The organism is Streptomyces sp. SP18CS02 (assembly GCF_036322365.1).
In the GTDB taxonomy this organism is placed as follows: domain Bacteria; phylum Actinomycetota; class Actinomycetes; order Streptomycetales; family Streptomycetaceae; genus Streptomyces.
In genome coordinates this window covers 96,430-116,889 of sequence record NZ_JAQYXC010000269.1, presented here as the reverse complement: position 1 = coordinate 116,889, position 20,460 = coordinate 96,430, and the positions used below count along the sequence as shown (strand labels likewise).

Here is a 20,460-nt window from a genome sequence, read left to right as displayed (position 1 = left end):
GGCGACCGCGGCAGGTGCGGACCCAGAACACGTCCACCTGCGGCTTCATGGGATTCCGTTCCGTCCGGGGCTCCGTGCCCTGGTCCGTGACGGCGCCGGCTGGCGGGCTGAGATGTCGGCATGCCGTCGAGGCCCGGGGGGCGCTCCCGCTCGCGCCGGGCCTTGTGTCACCGGCCCTGCTCGTGAGCGGGGGAGGCGTCTTGCGGCAGGTGGAAGTAGACGGTGCCCGACCACCAGGGGCCGTGCTCGGTCGCCTCCGACTCGATCACCACGTCCTGGATGTCGGCAGGGCCCAACGACTCGACGGAATCGGCCAGCCGTCGCAAGAGGGCCGGAACACTGTCACAGCCCGGGCCGGCGGGATTGGCCTGCGAGAAATGGCGCACGGTCCATTGCTTCGGGATGTCGCTCATGTGCAGATCGTAGGACCTGCCGTTCGGGGCCCGGGCGGAATCCGAACGGCAGGCCACAACCGCGTGGTGTTACAGCGGCCGGTGAGGGCGCCGGCCCACCCCTGAGCCCGTGTCGCGGCCGGCCGTGCCCTTCCTTCGGCGCCCGTGCCTGCCATGGCCGGACCCGGTCAGGTGGTGCCGATCAGGCCGCGAGCGCGGCCGGCCCGGGTGCTGGGCGATGGCGCGCCGTGACGGCGTGGTGCGCGGCAGCACTCGCCGACCGGATCTCGCTCGGAAGGCGGAGGGGGGCCAGGTGGAAATGGACACCCCGACTGCACGGGCTGTGAGAAGCCCCCGCCACTTGCTCGGCGGGCGGCTGCCGTCGGGGACCCCGGAGGGCGCCGGGCCCCGGCCGAGCGGTCCTACGCCGCCGCAGCCGGACGCCGCCCGCCGGTCGGCCGAGCGCCTCACCGAGGCCGGCTCCGGCCACCCCCGGGGCCGGGGTGTGGCGCAGCGGCGCCAGGGGCAGCCGCGAGGGCCTCGACCCGGCCCGGTCGTGTTCCCGAGCCGGTCGCGGAGATCAGCACCGGCACTGCCATCACACGGCATCCGGTGCCGCGCCCGCGCTTCGTCCGGCTGCGCCTGGACTTCACCCTCGCCGACGTACCGCCCTTCGGGGAAGGTACCCGGCCCTCCGGCGGCAGGCGCCCTGTGTCCGTAAAGGTTGACCAGTGCAAGGATCTTTGGGCACGCGGGCACAAAGGCGCCCATCGGCTCTGGAGGCGGAGGTGGGCAGGCGACGCTGCCCGTCGGAGCGTTATCCCCCTTTTGCACCGATATCCTAGGGACTGTGATCGAGTCTGTACGGATGCGGCTCCGTCGGCGCTACGGTCGGGGGTCGCTTGTGCGGCTGTCGCCGGTCGTTCTGACCATCGTCATCGCCAGCCTGGCCTATGCCACTCCGCCGGACATGGCCTTCAGCCGCCTTCTGCCCGCCGCGCCGGCCCTGGCCGCCGCCATGTGGCCGGTCCTGCCCACCGTCCTGCTCGGGACGGTCTGCCTCTTTCTCATGATCGGCCTCAGCCTCGTCTTTCCCGATCTCGGAACCTGGTGGACGGCCGCGGGGATCATCGCGGTAACCGTGGCCGCCGCGTACGGAAGCCATGTCCGGCTGCAGCGGGAGCGCACTCTCTTCCAGGTGCGGCTCGTGGCCGAGGCGGCGCAACAGGTGGTGCTGAGCCCCATGCCGCGCCGCTTCGGGGACGTCGAGATCGAGTCCCTGTACCTCGCCGCCGCGGCGGAGGCCCGCATCGGCGGGGACTTCTACGAGGTGGTCGATACGCCGTACGGGGTCAGGCTGCTCATCGGTGACGTACGGGGAAAAGGCCTGCCGGCGGTGGGGGCGGCCGCGGCGATCGTCAACGCTTTCCGGGAGGCGGCCTACGGCGAGGCCGACATGATCGACGTCGCACGCAGGATGGACGCCAGCAGTACCCGGTACAACGCCGCCTTTCCCCCCGACGGGCCGATGGAGCGCTTCGCCACCGCCCTTCTCGTCGAGATCCCGCGCGGGGGCAGACGTATCGACATCCTCAACTGCGGACACCCCCCGCCGCTGCTCCTGAACCACAGGAAGCTCCGTGTCCTCGAGCCCGCCACCCCCTCGCCGCTGCTCAGCCTCGCGGAGCTCATCGGCGATCACTACAACGTCGACACCTTCGACTTCGCCCCTGGCGACCTGCTGCTCCTCTACACCGACGGGATCGCCGAAGCCCGCGCCCATGACGGCGAGTTCTTCCCGCTGGCGGCCTGGATGCGCCGGCAACCCCCGACGCCGCCCGGCGAACTGCTCACGGCTCTTCACCGCGACCTCCTCCGCTACAGCAGACGCCTTGACGACGACATCGCCGCCCTCGCCGTACGGCTGTGCGAGCCCTGAGGTTCGGAGTCCCGGTGATGTCCGTGCCCGCACCACTCGACTTCGACGGCACACGCTCATGATCCGGTGACATCGGGCAGCCGGTCGCCCCGTCCGCTCCCGCGTGCCCGCATGACACAGAAATCGAACATGCGATCTAATATTCGCATGGACTCCACCACTGCTTTCCCCCGCGACCTGCTGCAGGCCCAGCACGACTGGAACACCGCCTACCGCGCCCTCGCCACACCCCGTCCGGCCCACAACACGACGCTGCGCCGCCGACTGCTCCGCCTGTCCGCGCAGCTCTGGTGGCACCCCTACTGGAGGACCGTCCCTTCCGTCCCGGCCGCGCGCGTGGAGCTGCGCGAGGCCGTCCGCACGCACGAGGCGCTGAAGGCCGCGTGAGGCAGGGACACCCCACCGCGCACCGGACGGAGACACCGCGGCCGCTGCGTGAGTGGATCGCGGACCACCGCCAGGCGTCCCCGATCCACCGGCGGGCACTGTTCTCGACCTGTCCGGCCCGGGGGCGGCCGCCTACCAGCCCGCCCGGCTGGAGGAGCGGGCATTGACCGGCCGCAACGAGCGGCGCTCGCGCTCCCGCCTGGGCGGCTGACCGAACGCCGGGCCCCGGAGCGAGTCGGCCGATGCTGCGGGCAGTGTGCCTCCGCCACCTTGACGTCCCAGGTCAAAGGGTTGGCGCTACCGATGCCCGGGGCGCTCACGCGGGTCTTTGATGACCCGCGACCACCTCCTCAATCCCCTCCGTCGCATCGCGCGGCGAGAGAGGCGTCCGGCACGCAACCCCCGGCGGCACGGGCCCGCCGGTACTCGGCCAGGTCCGCGTCGAGCGCGCACACTCCCACGTCGGCATGCGGGTACTGCCCGACGGCACCACCCGGGCCGCCCCACCATGGCCGCTCAGCCGCTCAGCCGCTCCGCTGCCCAGCCCCCCAGCCGCCACGGCCGGGCAAACGGGCAGCATCATCGACCGGCTCGCCGCCGCCAGGCAGCCGTCCGCTCCCACTTCGATACGGCCTTTCGGCCTGACCCGCCTCGGCGGGGAGCGCACGTGCGCGACGCCTTCCGGACCCGGCCCGCCCCTGCCCGGCAGAGGCGAGGCGCACCAGCGCCAGATGGCCCGCCAGGCAGGCTTCCGGGGCTGACGCAAGCCAGTCCTCCTCGCGGGATGAGCGGGATGAACCCTTGCTCGCGGCGCGATAGATTACGGCCGACACGAGAGAAGAGCTCGCATGGACTCCCGCATCCCGCGGCTGCGACGCAAACTGGCACGCATCCCCTACATGCCGAACCGAAGCCACTCCTTCGGCGAGGAACGACACGAATTCCGTCTCGGCCCCCGCTTGCCCAGCGCTCGGGTGGATGTCTTCGAAGCCGAGCATGACGTCGAACTCCCGCAGGCGTATCGCGATTACCTCACGAACATGAGCGGCAGCGGTGCGTCCCCGTACTACGGACTGATTCCGCTGGAAGCCTGCGCCCTCTTCACGATGAACCCAAAAGCTCCCGACAGGGTCACCAGAGGGTTCCGCCGGGCCTACCGCCCCACACACGACGGTGACCTCTTCCTGCATGTCATCGAACGTGGCTGCAGTGATCTCGTCCTCGTAGGCGTATCAGGCCCTCTCACCGGGCGCATGCTCATCGGCAACGCCGACGGCTTCTGGGGTCCGAACGTCTCCTCGGCCCCGGACTTTCTCGCCTGGTACGAACGATGGCTCGACCACATGGCAGCCGGACTGGACAACCCGGCCCTGCTGCTCACGTCGCCGCGGCTCCACGCCCACCCGAATCGGTACCGTCCGGCTTCGAAGACCTGACCGCCCGCGGGTGCTGCTCACCGGGCCAGGGCCTGGCCTCGACGGGGTTCACGCCGCTCCGCACCAAGGAGGACGCGGCTGGGGGGGGTGACCCCTCTGCCCCGGGACCAGGTGGCCGCCCGCCCAACCCGTTCGCCCCAAGGGTGCTTGGTGCCTCCCGGCACCGGGTCCTGTGACGTGCACCCGCACACCACCGCGCAGTGTTCGGCATCGCGGGGGCATCATCAAGGGGTCTCATGCGCTCGCCCGTGCGGCTTCCCCACGCCCGTCGCCCCGATGGCCGGGACGGTCCGCGCCTGAACGCTCCGCTTCACACCCCGTCGACGCCGGCGTCGCGGGAGCACGGGGACGGGCCCTGGACACCGGCCAGAAGTCCAGCCGGATGCGTCCATCACATGGCTGTCCTCGACCATGTGGAGCGACGTCGTGTCGCACACTGAGCGCTGCGGTCGGCCAGTCGGGCAAGGGCGGCGCGTTCACACCGTCCGCCCGGTCGATCTCGCTGTCAGTGCCCTGTGCAATTATGCGTACGCGTCCCGGGGTGTGGGCCGCGGTCTGCTGATTGCCAGGGGGTTGGGGATGGGCGCGGGTACGGAGCCGGACAACTCGTCCAGGTCGGACGAGGAGTGGGAGCGGTTTCTGCGCGAGTCGGTGGCGGGTGCCTCCGACGCGCCCAAGGAGCCGTCGGCGCGGGCTCGCGAGGAGGCCGGGCGGCTGCGCGCGGAGCCCGGCCGTGGCGTGGAGGGCTGGCGCGGGTACACGCCCGCGCGGCCCGAGCGTCGCAGGGGCTGGTATGTGGTCGGGCTGCTCGCCTCGCTGGTGCTGCTGGTGGTGGCGCTCGCGCCGGGACGGATAGTGGGCCTGTTCGCCGGCGACGACCCCGACTCCCCGACGCCGGCGGCCGAGACCGCCCGCCCGACCCAGGCGCCCCCGGTGGAGGCCGCCCAACGCCCCACCATGGACGAGCCGTTCCGCGGCTCGCCTGCGGCGAGCTGGGCGGGCGGAGCGGCGGGGATCACCGTGCCGAAGGCCGGGGCGGTCGGCTGGATGAGCGCGGCAGAGGTCGAGCGGGCCCTCGCCCGCAGCCGGGACTTCGTCGTCGCGTCCGGCCTGGACCGCGGGGTGTTGCGGGGCGAGCGCCCCGAGAAGGCGATCGCACTGATCAACCCGCATCAGAAGGACGTCCAGTCCCTTCTGAACACCGCTTTCCGAAACCCGAGCGAGAAGAACGACCCCCTCCTCCTCTTCAGCCGCTTCCAACCCTCCCGCACCCGTCTGGTTGGCGACGTCGTGAAGACCCGGGGCCGGCTCACCTACCGGGAGGGCGAGCGCGGCGCGCTCCAGGTGACCGCCGACGTCACCTTCGTCTACCCGGTCACCCGCGCGGACGCGGGCGGCGACGACGAGGTCGTGCGCACGATCGTCCGGCGCGAGCTGGTCCTGAGCTGGGACGACCCCGACAAGGTGATCACCGAGCCAGGCACGTTCTCGATCGTCTCGTACAAATACGACACGACCAACGGCGGCTGCGGAGCCTCCACTGGCTACTTCACCCCTCCCTTCGGCACGGACCGCCGGGCGGACGAAGACGGCACGGAGGTCGACCCGTACGACCGCAGCGTGCCGGTCGGGCGGGGTGGCTCGACCGGGGACGAGTGCGGGAGGGCGACGCGGTCATAGGCCGTACGGCGTGCTGACCATGCCCCGGCCCGAGCCCTGGGGACACGGCTGTCGGAACCGTTTGGCACGCACCACCTGGCCGTCCGCGGCGTCCGGATCTCGGCAGAGGTCATGCGGCGGTGCAGAGCCGAAGGCATCCACCCCTACGGCGACCGGCCGGCGACCGGCGTCCTCGCCATGGAACGCCGGACCTCGACGTCGCCGTCACCACCGCCCGCCACCCGCTTCCCGCTTCCCGGCAAAGGGTGGCCCGCTCCCGAGCCGTGGCGTCGGACCGAGGAGGAGCTCAGGACCTGGCGTACCAGCCGTTCACGCCGCTGCCCTCCGACGGGTCGTACGACTGGTGCAGCCCGAGCAGCGCGGCCACCAGCCGGGGGTCCCAGCTCCCGTCGAGGACCCGGTACTCGTCGGCGACCCCCCGGAAGACCAGGTGCGCCCGGCGTGAGGAGTCGCGCCAGATCACTCTGCGCGGCTTGCCGAAGGCGTCGTCGCCCTCGCCGAGCAGGGACAGGATCAACCACACCAGGCTCACGGGCAGGCCGACCGGCCACCACACCGCCCACCAGAACAGGCGCCCGCGGAAGCCGCGTACGGAGTGTCCGGTCACCGACTCGACGGTCCACCGCGCGCGGGCGCCGCGCAGGGCGCGTCCGCGCCGGTACGTGATCCGGCCCAGCGGGGCGCCGTACGGGTCGTCGACGCGGTACACGGCGGGGCGTCCGCTCCCGCGCGAGCCCGTGTCCTCCGTCGACACCCGGGCCATCGCGCTCTGGTCCTCGCCGACGATGTCGAAGGTACGGGCGGAGGGGTGCGCGGCACCGGCGTGGTCGTCGGGCACACGGCGGAGCAGCCCCATGGCGATGTGCCCTTCGTGTCCCGCGCCGTCGCCGTGGCGGACGACGACCGGCAAGGACGCCCCGTACCGCACGTTGTACGTCATCCGCCCCTGGGTCACGCTCTGTCCTTCCCCCCGCGTCGCCGCACGGCGGCGCTTCCGACCCTGATGATCTCATTCGCCGTTCAGGGACGTACGGTCACCGCCGTCATGCTTGTTCGCCGAGCTGGAGCATGCCTGCGAGGGAGAAGCACAGGGCGCCGGTGAGGGTGCCCCAGTTGGCGATATCGGCGTTGATGAGGCTGCCGGTGGCGGGGCGGGTGTAGGCGGCGAGCGCCGAGATCATGAACAGGACGGAGCCAAGCTGGTTGACGGCGACGATCCACCAGCCGAGGTCGTGCGGCCGGGCGCAGAGTCGGCCGTGGCAGATCTCCCCGAAGGCAAGGTGGCCGGAGAGCAGGAAGAGGATGCAGCCGATCACGTCGGGTGTCCAGATCAGCCGGTTGACCTGCTGGACGGACAGGCCCTGCAGGAAGGAGTCCAGCAGGTCGACGGCGAAGACGAGTGTGCCCGCGAAGAGGACGAACGTGCTCAGCCAGTCCACCCGCGTCGGCTCATAGGTCCACCAGCGCCACTGGCGGGTGACGAGCCGTCCCTCGCCGCCGGCGACATGGCGGGGCGCGTTGATCACCTGGAGCAGCGAGACGTAGCCGCCGGTGGTGAAGAACAGGCCGCCCGCGAAGTAGATCGAGGCGCACTCGGTGGCGTCGCCGGAGCCGAACTGGGCGTCGGCCGCGCCGGCCCCGAACAAGGACCCGCCGACCACGAAGGCGATCGCGGCAATGGCGTTGAGCCGGCGCAGCCGGGTGAGGGAGACGGCGTCCGCGGGGATGGGACCGGTGGCCGCCGCGCCGGGGGGACGGACGGAGAGCACCCCACGCCGCCGCGCGGGCCGGGACTCCCACACGGCGGTGCCGCCGTCGGGAAGGTGCCAGGTGAACCGGGTGGTGAACGGTCCCGTGCCCTCGGCACGCTGCTCAGGTTGCCCCACGGGCCGAGCCTAGAACCTCAGGCGGGACGGAGGACGGGCAAAACGCCGTCCCGCCGGGCTGTCGCTGGGGCATGCCTTCAGCACCTCGATCGAGCGGGGTCTCTCCGTCGTGCGCGCAGGCCGTCGCGTCACCCGACGTGCGACGGTCACCGGCAGGCGCATGCTCACGGAAGCGCCGAGGTCCGACCGGGACGCACGGGGGATCAGGGACTTACTGCGGATCAGGGGTGCGCGCGGGGCGTTCGGCGTGGCGGCCACGTCGCCGTCTCGCCGCATCGCGGCCCACACACATCTAGGGAGTATGTCCACGGGGCCCGTTCGTGAGCGGTGCGCGGTTCCGTCTTGGTGTGTCCCTCGCCCGCGTCAGGGCCTGCCGCTGTTTGAATCACCTCATGACCAAGCGCGACGACGCGGCTCTTTTCGGTAATCGATTCCTGACCGTGCCCGCTCCCTCGGAGACCTTCCCCGAGGAAGGCATGGCCGCGACGGACGCGATGAGGCTCGTGGATGTGGATCTCGCCATGGAGGGTGACCCACAACGCAACCTCGCCACGTTCGTCACCACATGGATGGAGCCGCAGGCGCAACGGCTGATCGCCGAAAACCTGCACCGCAATTTCATCGACCATGCGGAGTACCCCATCTCCGCAGAGATCGAGCAGCGTTGTGTGCGCATGCTCGCCGACCTCTTCCACGCGCCGGGCAGGACGACAGGATGCCGGACCCAGGGCTCATCCGAGGCAATCATGCTCGGTGCGCTGTCGCTGAAGTGGAAGTGGCGCGAGCGCCGCCAGGCGGCCGGGCTCTCGACCGACCGGCCCAACTTGGTTTTCGGGGGAGACGTGCACGTCGTGTGGGAGAAGTTCTGCCGCTACTTCGACGTCGAGCCGCGGATCGCTCCGCTTGCCGAGGGCAAATACACGATCGGCCCGGAGGACGTGGAGCCCCACCTCGACGAGAACACGATCGGCGTCGTCGCTGTTCTCGGCACCACGTTCACCGGCCACAAGGACGATGTCGTCGGGATCGACGCGCTCCTGCGGGATGTGCGCGAGGCGCGGGACCTCGACATCCCGATCCACGTCGACGGCGCCAGCGGCGCGTTCGTGTGGCCCTTTCTCTACCCGGATTCCACATGGGACTTCCGCCTCGGGCAGGTCCGTTCGATCAACGTCTCGGGACACAAGTACGGCCTGGTCTACCCCGGCATCGGATGGTTGGTCTTCCGCGAGGAATCCGACCTGGCCAAGGACCTCGTGTTCTACGAGAACTACTTGGGCAAGACCGACGCGACGTTCACGCTGAACTTCTCCACCGGTGCGTCGATGGTGCTCGCGCAGTACTACAACTTCGTGCGACTCGGGCGCCAGGGTTACACCTACGTCATGAAGATGATGCAGGAGAACGCTCGCGCGTTGGCGGACAACCTGCGGAGCAGCGGCCGCTTCCAAGTGATCGGGAGCGACGTCGAGCAGCTGCCTCTGGTCGCTTTCCGTCTCGACGGCGAGCACTCCTACGACGAGTCCGACATCGCCTGGCAGCTCTCGGCCGAGCGGGGCTGGATGGTGCCGGCGTACACGCTCCCGCCCAACGCGGAACGGGTGAAGATCCTGCGGGCCCTGGTCAAGGAGACCCTGAGCCGCGAGCAGATCGATCGCCTGAGCCAGGACATCGCCGACGCGTGTCGCACGTTGGACGACAAGGGGGCGGCCCACAGGATCGAGCGGACCCGGATCAAGCGCGGCACCGGCTACTGACACACTGTGACGGAGCAGTGGCCGGGCGGACCGGCCATGGACGACCCGGGGCGACCGATCCACGCCGACCGTTCGGGCAACTCCCCGAGTCCGCTGATCGTCTGTCTCCATATCTGTGACCCGCAACGCACCCGGGCAGTTCTGACGGTGGGCGCCCACTTCGACGGCTGGGTCGTCCATGGCGGCAAACTCCATCACCAGGACCTCACCGTCCAGGAGACCGCGACGGAGTTCACCTGCGGGCCACGGGCGGACCTACGGAGGCCGCGACCAGAGCGGCGGAGTGGTTCGAGGCGGTCCTCGCGCGACCTCTGGTCCGCTGCCGATGGCAAACACGCGGGAAGGACGTACGCGGTCCGCTACGCGTACGCAGACACGGGGCGAGGCGTCGGTGAGGGCTGCGAAGACTCCCCGGCGCCCCCCCACGCACTGCGGAAACGACCGGCCGCAGACGGCGTTGTCCGCGGCCGGGGCCGCGTCAACCGTGACGGCCTGGGCCAACCAGATGTGATCGCACCCGTCCGAGGCGTCCGCCCCACTGACACACCGAAGACCTTTTGACGTGTTCTCGGAACGTCTCTCTAGGCTTCTTGCATCGACGGCCGCAGCTTCTCGGGGTTGCGGACCGCCCAGATCCGGGTGGGGCGGCTGTCGGAGATGTCGAACGACGCAACGGTCACGACGACGCCGGCACGCTGGGCCACCAGGCCCGGCGCACCGTTGACCGATCGTTCCAGGAGTTCGAGCCCCGGAGCTCTGTCGGCGATGGCGGCCATGTACTGGGCGATGCGCGCGCCGCCCTCGAGCGGGCGCAGAACGGTGCCGACCATGCCGCCGCCGTCGGCGGTCATCACGGCGGCCGGGGCGAGGAGACCGACGAGGGCTGCGATGTCCTTGGTCTCCCACGCCCTGTCCCGGCAGTGCACCGGACTTCACCATCATGCCGGGGCAGCGGGACGACGGCCGCAGGTGATGTGCTGTGCGCGAGTGGCTCTGCGCGTGAGCAGCTCCGAGTTCCTCGGCACGGTCACCGTCGCCGCGATCAGAGTGTGGCTCCGCCCCTGAGTCGCAGCCAGGCCGCTCCGGATTCTCCGTGATCTACCGCATCACCGGCCGGTTGGCGGACGTGTACTCGTCCGCGACGTTGAAGACACTGGCACAATGCGGGCATTCCGCCTTACCGAACAGGTAGGAGATTCCGTTGGCGAGCACATCCTGGCCATCGCGGACGGCGATCTCATGCATCCACCGGCCGGTTCCGTGGAGTTCCTCGGCACCCGCCGGCCGCAGATCCCGCCGGATCTCCTTGGCTCCGGCCCACACCTGCGAGTAGCACCCGAAGCCGCCGATGACGATCATCACTCCCACGCCGCAGTGGGGGCACTCCACATGATTGATGTCGTCGGTGAAGCCCTCCAGGGCGTTCGCCCAGTGGTACTCCTCTTCGACCGCGAGCAGGGCACGGAAAGACACCAGATAGTCGGCCGGCCGCGAGCGCAGGTGCCGGCCCAGCACCTCACGGAACTCCCTGATCGCATCGGTGCAGTCCGCCAGCAGATCATCGCAGCCGTGCCGCCCGGCCGCTCGCACCAGGATCCTCCCGGCCAGGCCGCGTGCCTGCGCACTGCGGGGTGCGAGGCGCACCAAGTCCGGCAGAGCGGCGAAACTGGCCGGGGACACCAGGTCATGCTCAAGGACAAGTCGCCATCCCAACTCCTTCCACGCTTGAGCGTCGTCCTGATGCTCCACCCGCTCCAAGAGCTCCGGAACGCGATCGACATCGAACCAGCAGTCACGCATCCGCGCCCAGTTCACCACCTGAGTATTGAACCCTCCCGAGGCAGTGAGCGGTGTGCCTCGTGAAGTTGCTGGTCACGGGTCTGGTGTGATGTTGGTTCGGGGTACTCGTGCTGGTCGTGCGGGGCAGTCTGGGGTGTAGAGCGTCGGGCGGGGTGGTTTTGCTGGTTCCGGCCCGTGGTCGCCGGTGCTGCTTCTACGATCCGGCGCCAAGGCCGGGTCGCCGGTCGTTCACGTAGCGGGCCGGGCAGTTCGGTTGGTCCCGGACCGGGCGCCGGGCGTGGAGGAGTCCGTGCTGCCGGCGGAGTACCAGCGCATCCTGGCCGCGGTGCGGCAGGCCGCCGGCCCGGTGGCGGTCCGGCAGATCGGCGAGGTACTGGGCCTGGACACGGGAGTGCGGGGCAAGCTGGAGCCGCTGCGCGGGAAGATGACGAAGCTCGCTGACCGTGGCTGGCTGCATAAACGCCCCGACGGACGCTTCGCCGCGCGCCGGTAATCGTGCTGAACAGGGCGTAACTGGCTGGCTGCCGACAGCAGTTGAGTTTGGTGTGAAGAAAAACAACCATCACGCCGAGAGCCCTGACGGCTTTGTCTAACCCCGACACCACGAACATTCACGGATGCATCGCCAGACCCGGTCAACGTTCGTGGCCAACGTAGTAGACAATACGCGAACGAAGGTACGACGTTGGATCTAGCTTGCGAGAACGCACCACACGCGCGATCAAGCACGCCCAAGTACCTCCATGCCCGCGACCCCAAAGGGGAATCAACATGCTGCCCACCCGAATCACGATGTCCATCGCGATCGCCGCGCTAGTGGCTGGTGGTGCCGTCATGACCGCCACCGCACAGTCGGCATCGGCATCGGCATCGACATCGGCATCGACATCGGCATTGGCATTGGCATCGACATCGACATCGGCCGAGGATGCCAACTGTCGTACGACGACGGGGACCCAGGACTTCTACCCCGGGCCGTCCGCCGGTGAGACGTACGACAGCACGTTCCACAACAGTGTGGCCGTGCCGCAGGGTCTGTACGGCGGCGGGTTCACTCCGCAGGGTCTGGCGTACTGGAACAACTGGGACGGGACGAGCGAAGACGTCCTGCTGATCTCGGCGTACCACTCGAGCGCTGACGGCGCGAGCGCGATCTGGGGCATCGCCCTGAGCGGCCCACGCCGGGGCGAGAGCCTTGGTCACATGCTGATCCCCAACACCCACGCGGGCGGCATAGTCGTGACCGGCGGTCACGTGTACGTCAGCGGCGAGGGCAGCGTGAAGTACTGGTCGACCGCCACCGTGCGTGCGGAGCTGGCGGGCGCCAACACAAACAACGTGATCCAGCCGAAGGGTACGCAGGACATCGCTGGCAAGGGTTCGTTCCTCGGACTCGGCGGTGGCGAGGGCACCACCTTGTGGACCGGCGACTTCTCCGAGACGAGCCACGAAAGCATGTGGCAGTACTCGACGAGCAGCACCGGTGCGCTGACGTACACCGGCAAGAAGCGCTGGGTGCCGACGAAGACCCAGGGCATGGCGGTCGTGGGCGACAAGTACATCTTCGCCACGTCGTTCGGCCGCGACAACCGCAGCAACGTCTGGGTGCGACCCACGTCGTACGAGACAGACATCACCGATGGGACGGCTTTCTGCATGCGCGCCCCCTCGATGATGGAGGGCCTGGCGTACGGCAACTCCGACGGCAACGAGCACGTCTGGGCGCTCTTCGAGAGCGGAGCCGAGCCGTACGTGAGCGACCCGAACACGCTCAACAAGATCACGAACATCCACTGGGCCGGCGGATCCGAGCTGGCCGGGCTGTACGGCCAGGGCGACTGACACCATCGACGCTCCTGCGGCTGACCAGGGATGTCGAGCTAGACAGGCACAGGAGCGTCGTGCAGTGAGCGGTGTGCATCGTGAAGTTGCTGGTGAGGGCTCTGGTGTGCGTGGGTTGTGGGGTGCTCGGCCTGGTTGTGGGCGGATGTCTTCGGTGAAGATCGTCGGTCACCGGGAGACTTCGCGGTTCGTCAGGACCAGCAAGGCCCTGATCAGGGCAGTCGCCCACTTCGGGTCGGTGCGGACTTTGCCGAGCACCCTCCAGTTCTTCAGGTGGGCGAAGCCGTGCTCGACCGGCGCCCGGACCGCGGCCAGTGTGGTGTTGGACAGTTTCTGGCCGCGAGTCAGGGGCTGGTATCGGGCGGCCTTGTAGCCGGTGATCACTGCTGGGTCGGTGTCCGGGCCGCTGTCGTCGAGGCCGACGAAGCCCAGGTCGGCGATGGCGCCGAGTCCAGCCGCCCGCAGGTGGGCGGTGAGCTTGTCGTGCCGGCAGGCAGTGATCTCCAAGGTGCGTCCGGGCCGCACCGCGGAGACCCGTATCAGTCGGCCCCTCTCGTCGGTGAGCGCGATGACGAGCAGGCCATGGCACTTGCTCTTGCCCGAGTAGTTCTTCGCGACGACCTCGCGGACCCAGTGCGTGACGGTGGTGCGGTGTATCCCGTTCCCGCCGGCCAGATCGCCGGGCCGCTGGTCACAGCGCAGCACCGCCAGCACGATGCCCGCGATCTTCCCGGCGGACAGTGCCCGCCAGCGTGTTCCGACGTCGAGCGGTGATCCGCTCCAGCACCTCGGGGTCCATCATGCGCCGGATCGTAGAAGCAGCACCGGCGACCACGGGCCGGAACCAGCAAAACCACCCCGCCCGACGATCTACACCCCAGACTGCCCCGCACGACCAGCACGAGTACCCCGAACCAACACCACACCAGACCCGTGACCAGCAACTTCACGAGGCACACCGCTCACTGAGCAGTGCGACGGAGCCCCGTCCACCCGCACCGCCCCACGGTGGGGACAGGACCCACCACGCGCGCATGCAGGGCGAGCACCGCACCGACCACCCCGACCACGAGGACGAGCAGTCCGGCCCGGGTGGCTCGCAGCCACCGGGGCCGTTGCTGCACCCAGCACGCGGGCCGACGCCGGCCGGGCCGAGAGCCGAGCGCGCGCCGGTGCCCTGGAGGGACGCCACGGCGTACACCGTCCGGGATGGGCGCCGAAACGCGTCAGCGGCCCCGGTGATGGCGGCGGCCGTTCATGGATGCGGCCGGACCGGGGAAGCAGGCCTGCCGTGCCGGGCGTCGAGGGGCCGGCTCCGTCAGTGGGCCGTGCCGAAGTCCTGCGTCCAGTAGAAGTTCGGCTGCGCAAGGCCGACGCCGATCTCCGTGAACGAGCAGTTGAGGATGTTCGCCTTGTGGCCGGGACTGTTCATCCACCCCGTCATGACCTGCTCGGGGGTGCTGTAGCCGTAGGCGACGTTCTCGCCGTACGCGCGCCATGTGTACCCGGCTCGGGTGATGCGCTGCCCCGGGTCGGAGCCGTCGGAGCCGGTGTGCGACATGTTGTTGTGGGCAGCCATGTCCTCGCTGTGGTTCTGGGCGGCCGTTGTCAGCTTCGCGTTCACCGCGAGAGGTGAACACCCGACCTTGGCTCGCTCCTTGTTGGCGAGGGACACGACCTGGGCGGCCACATCGGCCGGAACGGCTGGGGCCGTCGGCTTTGTCGAGGTGCTCGGGGCCGACGGCTTGGGCGTCGTCGGCTTGAGCGGCTTCGTGGTTCTGATGGACGGCCTCGGCTTCTGCGGGGTGCGCGTGGCCTGCCCTGCCGACGGCCAGGTGCGGTCACGGCGGTCCGCGACGTCCGTCCGGCCCTCCGGGCTCGTCTGTGCCTGTGTCTGCGCCTGCGCGTTCAGGGGGGAGGCGTCGCCCGAGGGAGGCAGGCTCCCCCGAGTGCCGACCTGGGCAGCCCCTGGCTCCTCCGGGTACAGGCACGCCATCGCGGTCGTGGGTATGCCCACGATGCCGACGGTGAACGCGCCGATGGCTATTTTCTTGAAGTGAGTCTTCTTGCGGTGCTTCTGCATGTGTGACCTCACTCGGTGTCTGCGAAGCGTTGACGCCCGTGCCGCTCCGGTGCCGGGCGGGCCGCCATTCTTAGAAACCTCGTCATGGCCTGGCAAGTCGCGTTGCGGGTCTGTGCGGGTGTGCCCGACGCACTGACTTGAAAAGGGCTTCCGGTCGTGCCGAAGGCTGCGCGGCCTTCGGCGGGATCATGTGAGACGACCTTGCAGAACCGTCCTGACCTGGCATGTTGACACGTACCGCCACATGTCTTGGGAATGGACATTCAGGGAGATGGGGGAATGTGTGACGACAACCGACAAAGTGCGAGATGTCGATGGGATTCAAGAGGTCGTGATGGTTCCGTGACGCTGGTTTCCGGTGTGATGCATGCCACCGTTTCGCGCCAGGGTGGCGCTGGTGTTGTGACCGGAACGAGGCAGGGCGGACACGGGGCGCGTACGTCATGCTGCACCCCTGAACGGGGGCCCTGCATGTCGGTGTCGCCTGGCTCCTGCTGCGAGGCCACGTTTTCGCCCGGGCCCTGACCGCCGCCGGCGTCACCCACGGGCGCGTCCGTCCCTGCCGTCCGCAGACCAACGGCGAGGTCGGACGCTGCAACCGCGCCCTGCTCGACGAACAGGGCGCACATGGCCCTGCACCTCGAACAACGAACTCCTCCGGCTCACTGCCGCAGTCAAGGCCCGGCCCTTGGTCCTCAGGATCCCGTCTGGCCGACGACGTCTGACATGCACGCTCACCGCGTTGTCGTCGGTCGCCCATGTCCCCCGTAGCTTTACGGGCACGGGCGGTACCCCCACCGCGGTGGCTCCTTCCTCCGCCTTGCGATCGCACGCACCGGAGGCCGCCGGCCCCGCCCTTCGGGCAGACGACGCCATGGTGAAGACACTCCTAGCGAGGGGTGCATTCAAGCAGGATCTCGCTCAGGCCCGTCGGCATGGTGATCATGCAGTCGTGTCCGGTCGGCAGTTCCCGTATCCGTGCCGGGGAGCCGTTGGGCTGTGTCGCGGGAACGGGTCGTCGCACGATGCCTTCCGGCTCTGCCCCGACGCAGTGGATGTGCGTGCGCGGAATCGAGTCCGCGGCAGGGTTGTCCAGCCGGACCGGTTGACGTAGGCAGCGTACTGGCTGGTCGGAGAGCATCGTACGCAGCCAGGCGACGTCCGCCGGGCCGGTGACCCCGAACAGGCCCAGGGGCGGAGGCATCTCGGGCAGCGGCGGGATGCGCCAGTCGTTGTCGGACCCGGCGGCCAGGTCGATCAGGTTCTGGGTCATGGGCTGCACGTCGACGGCACTCTCGCCGTGCTCCGGGACCATCGCGTCGAGGTACACCAGGTGCGCGATCCGTTCCGGTATCTCGTTGGCCACGGACGAGACGACCAGCCCCGCGTAACTGTGACCCACGAGCACGACCTCGGTCGGGTCCTCCTCGTGGATCAGTTTCACCACGTCCTCGACGTGCGTGTCGAGCCCCACCTCGGGACCGAGCAGGTGTGCCTTGTCGCCGTAGCCGGTCAGCGAGGGCGCGAGCACGCGGTGTCCGGCCGACTCCAGCAGGGGGACCACCCGCTCCCAGCACTGACCGCTGTGCCAGGCACCGTGTATCAGTATAAAAGTTGACATCTATGAACTTTTCTTTCTCTTTGGGGCGTGGAGGCGCGGGAACCTTTCAGTTCCTGTTTGTGCCTCGGTACTCTTCGGGAACCGAAATCATCGTGCTTCACCTGTCGCACCCGATCAATAAGGCACATTTCGGTGCCCCGGTTCTCTGGAGGTAACCATGAGCGGCACAGTGGGCGGCGAGTCGCGGCCGGCGTGGTCGGAGGAACCGTGCCAGGCACGTGAAGTGCTCGGCATCGTCGGCGACAAGTGGTCGCTGCTGGTCGTGCGTAACCTCAGCCAGGGGCCGCGCCGCTTCACCGAACTCAAGCGGGCCGTCGACGGGATCAGTCAGCGCATGCTCACCGTCACCCTGCGAAGCCTGGAACGCGACGGGATCCTCACACGGACCGTCCTCAACGTCATGCCGCCACATGTCAGTTACGAGCTCACCGCGATGGGCAGGACCCTCCGCGAAGCCACCGCACCACTGCTGGAGTGGAGCGTCACGCACCTGACGCACATCGACGCCGCCCGCGCGGTGTACGACGCCCGCTCCGACAACCCGCCCGCCTGACCCCAGCCCGGCCGTACTCACCGGTCGGCAGGTACGGCTCGACGGTCCCCCCGGGTCATCGGTGGCCATAGGCTGTGAGGCGAGCTGCTTGGGTTGGTCCGAGGCCGCAACGACGGCTGGCCCTCTCCTCCGGATCTTGCCGGGTCCGACGGAAGACGCCCGAAACGGGCTGATTTCCAGATGCCTTCGCACGGAGGCGACCCATGACCGCGGGCTGTTCGAGAGAGACGTACGATGCCGCCGTGGATGCCTCGAGAAACAACGTGAGCTGTGGGCTCTGTGGGCAGCCCTCGGACGCCCGGCACGAGCCGCATGGCGATGGGCCGATGGCCGGCTCGGGGAAGCGTGTGGAGTATGTGGTCATCGAGCTGCGGGGAGCCCTGGCCTGCTACCAGGACACCGATGACCTCTCTCGGACAGGCAGGACCGTTGCCGCCGGACTGGCGGAAGAGCTCGGGATCGATCTCGCGGATCTCCCCGGCTGCCGTTACACCTGCTGGGAGACGCCTGCGGAGTACGGTGTCTTCCAGAGTGGCTTCGAGTTGGCCTGACACGCACCAGCACCTGATCATTGCCGCCGGATCATCTGATCGTTGGTTGCTGTGGGCCGTGAGCTGACGCGTGGGTGCGAATCGATCCATCACCCCCAGATCGGACGCCGGGACGGGGTGGCGGGTGGAGGGGCCGCCGAGAGGTGATCGACGTGATCGCCTGGACGTTCCGGACGGAATCGCAGTGGGTCCACCTCCCTGGGGAGTACGGCGACGGTCGAGGGGTCCACAACAGGCCCAGGCGAAATCGGCAGACCGTGCAATCGGCCGCTCGCGCAGCGGACCGGCCACAGAGATCCGCCTGGCCTCCGATGCCCACTGCCGACCACCGGCCTTCGTACTGACCGCCGCAGGACAGGCGGCGACGCACCCGCCTCTGCACACGTCATGGCCTGCCTTCGGGCTCCTCGGCGGCGAGGACGGCCCGCACCAGGCAGGACGTGGTCCAGGCCGGCAAGGCGTACTCCTCCCGCGCGATCCGCAAGCACCCGCGCAGGCGCGGGATCCGCGCGGTGATCCCCGTTCCGGCCGATCAACGCGGCCACCGCCTACGGCGCGGAAGCCAGGCGGCAGGCCACCTGCTTTCGACCGCGAGGCAAACAGACGGCGCAACACCGTCGAACGCCGCATCAGCCGCTTGAAGCAGTGGCGAGGCATCGCGACCCGATACGAGAAGACCCCGACCACCTGCCTGGCGGGACTCCCCATCGCGCAGAAGAAGCCCAAGCGCTGTGTCCACCGCTGCGTCCCCGGCCCTCGAAGGCGACATCCGGGCGTGGCTCACCGACGGGAACGAGCACCTCAGGTCCCGCGTACGGACCAAGGCAGGCGACGAGATCCGCGACAAGGTCACCGCGTGGTGCCGACGAACTCCGTCTCGGGTCATCAGGACCCTTTCCTGTGGTGCAGACCGGATCGGAGAGCGGGCCTCCGGCGCAGTGGAGCCACGGGTGCCGGGTCCGGGCAAAAGGGATCGATCTTCTGGGCATGAGCGACGTTACGGCGGGCACCTGCCGCACATGAGCGGCTTGGCTGACGGAAGGAGGGCGGCTCCCGGGTACAGCACTGCCGCTGTCGGCTTCGGCGCCGACACCCGTCCATCCGCCACCGGCGGCAAGTGGAAACAGAGCTGACGACAGTCCAGGGATCCTCGTTCGGGGACCGTGCCCCGGAGAAGGGCAGAAGAAGGGCAGGTGAATGACCATGAGGACCGATGACCGTCCCACCGGGCACATCGGTCAGGACGATTCCGTCGGGACGCTGGTGACGCAGGCGTCGCAGCAGGTGTCCCAGCTGGTACGGGACGAGATGCGCCTGGCACAGGCGGAGATGGTCCGCAAGGGCAAGCGGTTCGGAGCGGGCGGCGGACTGTTCGGCGGCGCCGGCGCGGCGGTGTTCCTGGCGCTGCAGGCCCTGGTCATCACGGGGATCGCCGCGTTGTCCCTGGTCCTGCCGGTGTGGGCGTCGGCGCTGATCGCCTGCGGCGTCCTGCTGGTGATCGCCGCGGTGCTGGCCCTGAACGGCAAGAAGCAGGTGGCCCGAGCCACCCCGCCCGTCCCCGAGCGGACCATCGACAGTGTCAAGGCCGACGTGGCCGAGATCAAGGAGAAGGCGCACCGATGAGTGACAAGCCGCAGTCCCATGAAGAAGCCCTCACCCCTGAGGAACTGCGTGAAAATGCGGAGGCCACGCGCGAGCAGCTCGGACAGACCGTGGAGGCGCTGGCCGGCAAGGCGGATGTGAAGGCCCAGGTGCATCAGAAGACGACCGAGGCAAAGGCCCAGGTGCAGCAGAAGGCGGCGCACACCAAGGACAAGGCGTCCGAAGCCCTGCGGGTGGCGCAGGACAAGCTTCCCGACCCGGTGGCCGAGAAGGCCGCGCAGGCGAAGGAACAGATCGTCCAGGCGGCGGCGGTGGTGGCCGGCAAGTTCCAGGAAAGGGCCCCGGAGGGCCTCGGCGACACGGCAGGTCAGGTCACGAGGGCTGCCCGTCGGCGTCGCGGCCCCCTGCTGGCGGTGGCCGCCGTCGCACTCTGGGTGCTGGTCAAGAAGCGCCGTGGGAAGGGGTGACGATGAAAGCGTCCAAGATCGCCTACAAGCCCGTGGGACTTGTCCTCGGGGCTGGCAGCGGCATGATCGCGGGAGCGGCGTTCAAGCAGGCTTGGAAGGTGCTGGGCCATGACGACGACGCCCCTGACGCTACCGACCGGGACCGCAGCTGGCGGGAAGTCCTGCTGGCCGCAGCCGTCCAGGGAGCGATCTTCGCCGTCGTGAAGGCCGCCGTCGACAGGGCAGGGGCCGCCACCGTGCACCGCGTGACCGGCACCTGGCCCGGCTGAGGCGAAACGACCGCCCGGTGACCGATCCCCGCGCCCGCCCGGCAGGCCCCGAAGCCCTGCCGGGCGGGCGCGGGACGTTCCAGCGGCTCCGCCTGGGTGGTGCGGCCCGGCGCCAGGAGCCGGGCCACGGGCGGGGCGCTCGCTCTCGTGGCCCTGACAGTGCGGGCCCACCACTTCGGTGCTGTTTCCAGGTGA

At 69.3% G+C, this 20,460-nt stretch carries 20 protein-coding genes and 3 pseudogenes; 14 read left to right on the top strand and 9 right to left on the bottom strand.

Translation table 11 applies throughout. From position 1 onward, the window contains the following. Positions 1-167: 167 nt before the first annotated feature. Positions 168-413: a hypothetical protein gene (locus PUR26_RS09910; RefSeq protein WP_329871239.1), complete on the bottom strand. Its 246-nt coding sequence runs from the start codon at positions 411-413 to the stop codon at positions 168-170. Between the two features lie 847 nt (positions 414-1,260). Between PUR26_RS09910 and PUR26_RS09905 the strand changes: the two genes are divergently transcribed. From PUR26_RS09905 to PUR26_RS09885, 5 genes are all read left to right on the top strand, one after another. Next, positions 1,261-2,331: a PP2C family protein-serine/threonine phosphatase gene (locus tag PUR26_RS09905; protein WP_329871530.1), complete on the top strand. Its 1,071-nt coding sequence runs from the start codon at positions 1,261-1,263 to the stop codon at positions 2,329-2,331. A gap of 147 nt (positions 2,332-2,478) precedes the next feature. After that, positions 2,479-2,718, top strand: a complete 240-nt coding sequence (locus tag PUR26_RS09900; RefSeq protein WP_329871237.1) for a hypothetical protein — start codon at positions 2,479-2,481, stop codon at positions 2,716-2,718. Between the two features lie 52 nt (positions 2,719-2,770). Further along, positions 2,771-2,929, top strand: a complete 159-nt coding sequence (locus tag PUR26_RS09895) for a hypothetical protein (RefSeq protein ID WP_329871236.1) — start codon at positions 2,771-2,773, stop codon at positions 2,927-2,929. Positions 2,930-3,566: 637 nt separating this feature from the next. Further along, on the top strand, positions 3,567-4,154 hold the full coding sequence (locus PUR26_RS09890) for an SMI1/KNR4 family protein (RefSeq protein WP_329871234.1): 588 nt from the start codon (positions 3,567-3,569) through the stop codon (positions 4,152-4,154). 579 nt (positions 4,155-4,733) lie between these two features. Beyond that, the gene (locus PUR26_RS09885) at positions 4,734-5,834 is read left to right on the top strand and encodes a hypothetical protein (RefSeq protein WP_329871232.1); all 1,101 of its coding nucleotides are present in this window, start codon (positions 4,734-4,736) and stop codon (positions 5,832-5,834) included. A 286-nt stretch (positions 5,835-6,120) separates the two neighbouring features. Here PUR26_RS09885 and PUR26_RS09880 read toward each other — a convergent pair whose 3' ends face one another. Further along, entirely contained in the window at positions 6,121-6,789 is a 669-nt protein-coding gene (locus tag PUR26_RS09880; protein WP_329871230.1) for a hypothetical protein, read from the bottom strand. An 88-nt stretch (positions 6,790-6,877) separates the two neighbouring features. Then, on the bottom strand, positions 6,878-7,720 hold the full coding sequence (locus PUR26_RS09875) for a hypothetical protein (RefSeq protein ID WP_329871228.1): 843 nt from the start codon (positions 7,718-7,720) through the stop codon (positions 6,878-6,880). A 392-nt stretch (positions 7,721-8,112) separates the two neighbouring features. On the opposite strand from PUR26_RS09875, the gene PUR26_RS09870 reads away from it, so the two are divergent. After that, on the top strand, positions 8,113-9,477 hold the full coding sequence (locus tag PUR26_RS09870; protein WP_329871226.1) for a glutamate decarboxylase: 1,365 nt from the start codon (positions 8,113-8,115) through the stop codon (positions 9,475-9,477). 581 nt (positions 9,478-10,058) lie between these two features. Here the strand turns inward: PUR26_RS09870 and PUR26_RS09865 are convergent. Both PUR26_RS09865 and PUR26_RS09860 read right to left on the bottom strand, forming a co-directional pair. Beyond that, positions 10,059-10,385, bottom strand: a pseudogene (locus tag PUR26_RS09865) (RNA polymerase subunit sigma-24); the annotation flags it as partial. A 190-nt stretch (positions 10,386-10,575) separates the two neighbouring features. Next, positions 10,576-11,295, bottom strand: coding sequence for a hypothetical protein (locus PUR26_RS09860; protein ID WP_329871223.1), 720 nt, complete (start codon positions 11,293-11,295; stop codon positions 10,576-10,578). 259 nt (positions 11,296-11,554) lie between these two features. Here PUR26_RS09860 and PUR26_RS09855 point away from each other — a divergent pair, with 259 nt between their 5' ends. Next, complete coding sequence (locus PUR26_RS09855) at positions 11,555-11,770, top strand: hypothetical protein (RefSeq protein WP_329871221.1); 216 nt, start codon at positions 11,555-11,557, stop codon at positions 11,768-11,770. 142 nt (positions 11,771-11,912) lie between these two features. Here the strand turns inward: PUR26_RS09855 and PUR26_RS09850 are convergent, their stop codons facing one another. Further along, the gene (locus PUR26_RS09850; protein WP_329871219.1) at positions 11,913-12,212 is read right to left on the bottom strand and encodes a hypothetical protein; all 300 of its coding nucleotides are present in this window, start codon (positions 12,210-12,212) and stop codon (positions 11,913-11,915) included. An 88-nt stretch (positions 12,213-12,300) separates the two neighbouring features. Between PUR26_RS09850 and PUR26_RS09845 the strand changes: the two genes are divergently transcribed. Next, a complete protein-coding gene (locus PUR26_RS09845) occupies positions 12,301-13,119 on the top strand; it encodes a hypothetical protein (protein ID WP_329871217.1) in 819 nt (272 codons plus the stop codon). 168 nt (positions 13,120-13,287) lie between these two features. Here the strand turns inward: PUR26_RS09845 and PUR26_RS09840 are convergent. From PUR26_RS09840 to PUR26_RS09825, 3 genes and pseudogenes are all read right to left on the bottom strand, one after another. Beyond that, positions 13,288-13,878: pseudogene (locus tag PUR26_RS09840) on the bottom strand (transposase family protein); the annotation flags it as partial. A gap of 559 nt (positions 13,879-14,437) precedes the next feature. Next, positions 14,438-15,202 carry a CAP domain-containing protein gene (locus tag PUR26_RS09835; protein ID WP_329871215.1) on the bottom strand — a complete coding sequence of 255 codons (765 nt, stop codon included), beginning with the start codon at positions 15,200-15,202 and terminating at the stop codon, positions 14,438-14,440. Positions 15,203-16,091: 889 nt separating this feature from the next. Then, positions 16,092-16,823: an alpha/beta fold hydrolase gene (locus PUR26_RS09825; RefSeq protein ID WP_329871213.1), complete on the bottom strand. Its 732-nt coding sequence runs from the start codon at positions 16,821-16,823 to the stop codon at positions 16,092-16,094. Between the two features lie 157 nt (positions 16,824-16,980). Between PUR26_RS09825 and PUR26_RS09820 the strand changes: the two genes are divergently transcribed. The 6 genes and pseudogenes from PUR26_RS09820 to PUR26_RS09800 all read left to right on the top strand — a co-directional run bounded on the left by PUR26_RS09820 (position 16,981) and on the right by PUR26_RS09800 (position 20,265). Further along, the gene (locus tag PUR26_RS09820; protein WP_329871211.1) at positions 16,981-17,376 is read left to right on the top strand and encodes a winged helix-turn-helix transcriptional regulator; all 396 of its coding nucleotides are present in this window, start codon (positions 16,981-16,983) and stop codon (positions 17,374-17,376) included. Between the two features lie 347 nt (positions 17,377-17,723). Next, a complete protein-coding gene (locus PUR26_RS09815; RefSeq protein ID WP_329871209.1) occupies positions 17,724-17,927 on the top strand; it encodes a hypothetical protein in 204 nt (67 codons plus the stop codon). 74 nt (positions 17,928-18,001) lie between these two features. After that, positions 18,002-18,639: pseudogene (locus tag PUR26_RS34645) on the top strand (transposase); the annotation flags it as partial. Between the two features lie 491 nt (positions 18,640-19,130). Further along, entirely contained in the window at positions 19,131-19,550 is a 420-nt protein-coding gene (locus PUR26_RS09810; RefSeq protein ID WP_329871207.1) for a phage holin family protein, read from the top strand. After that, the gene (locus PUR26_RS09805; RefSeq protein ID WP_329871206.1) at positions 19,547-19,996 is read left to right on the top strand and encodes a DUF3618 domain-containing protein; all 450 of its coding nucleotides are present in this window, start codon (positions 19,547-19,549) and stop codon (positions 19,994-19,996) included. Before PUR26_RS09810 ends, PUR26_RS09805 begins: the two co-directional genes overlap by 4 nt. A 2-nt stretch (positions 19,997-19,998) precedes the next feature. Further along, complete coding sequence (locus PUR26_RS09800; protein WP_329871204.1) at positions 19,999-20,265, top strand: DUF4235 domain-containing protein; 267 nt, start codon at positions 19,999-20,001, stop codon at positions 20,263-20,265. Positions 20,266-20,460: the final 195 nt, after the last annotated feature.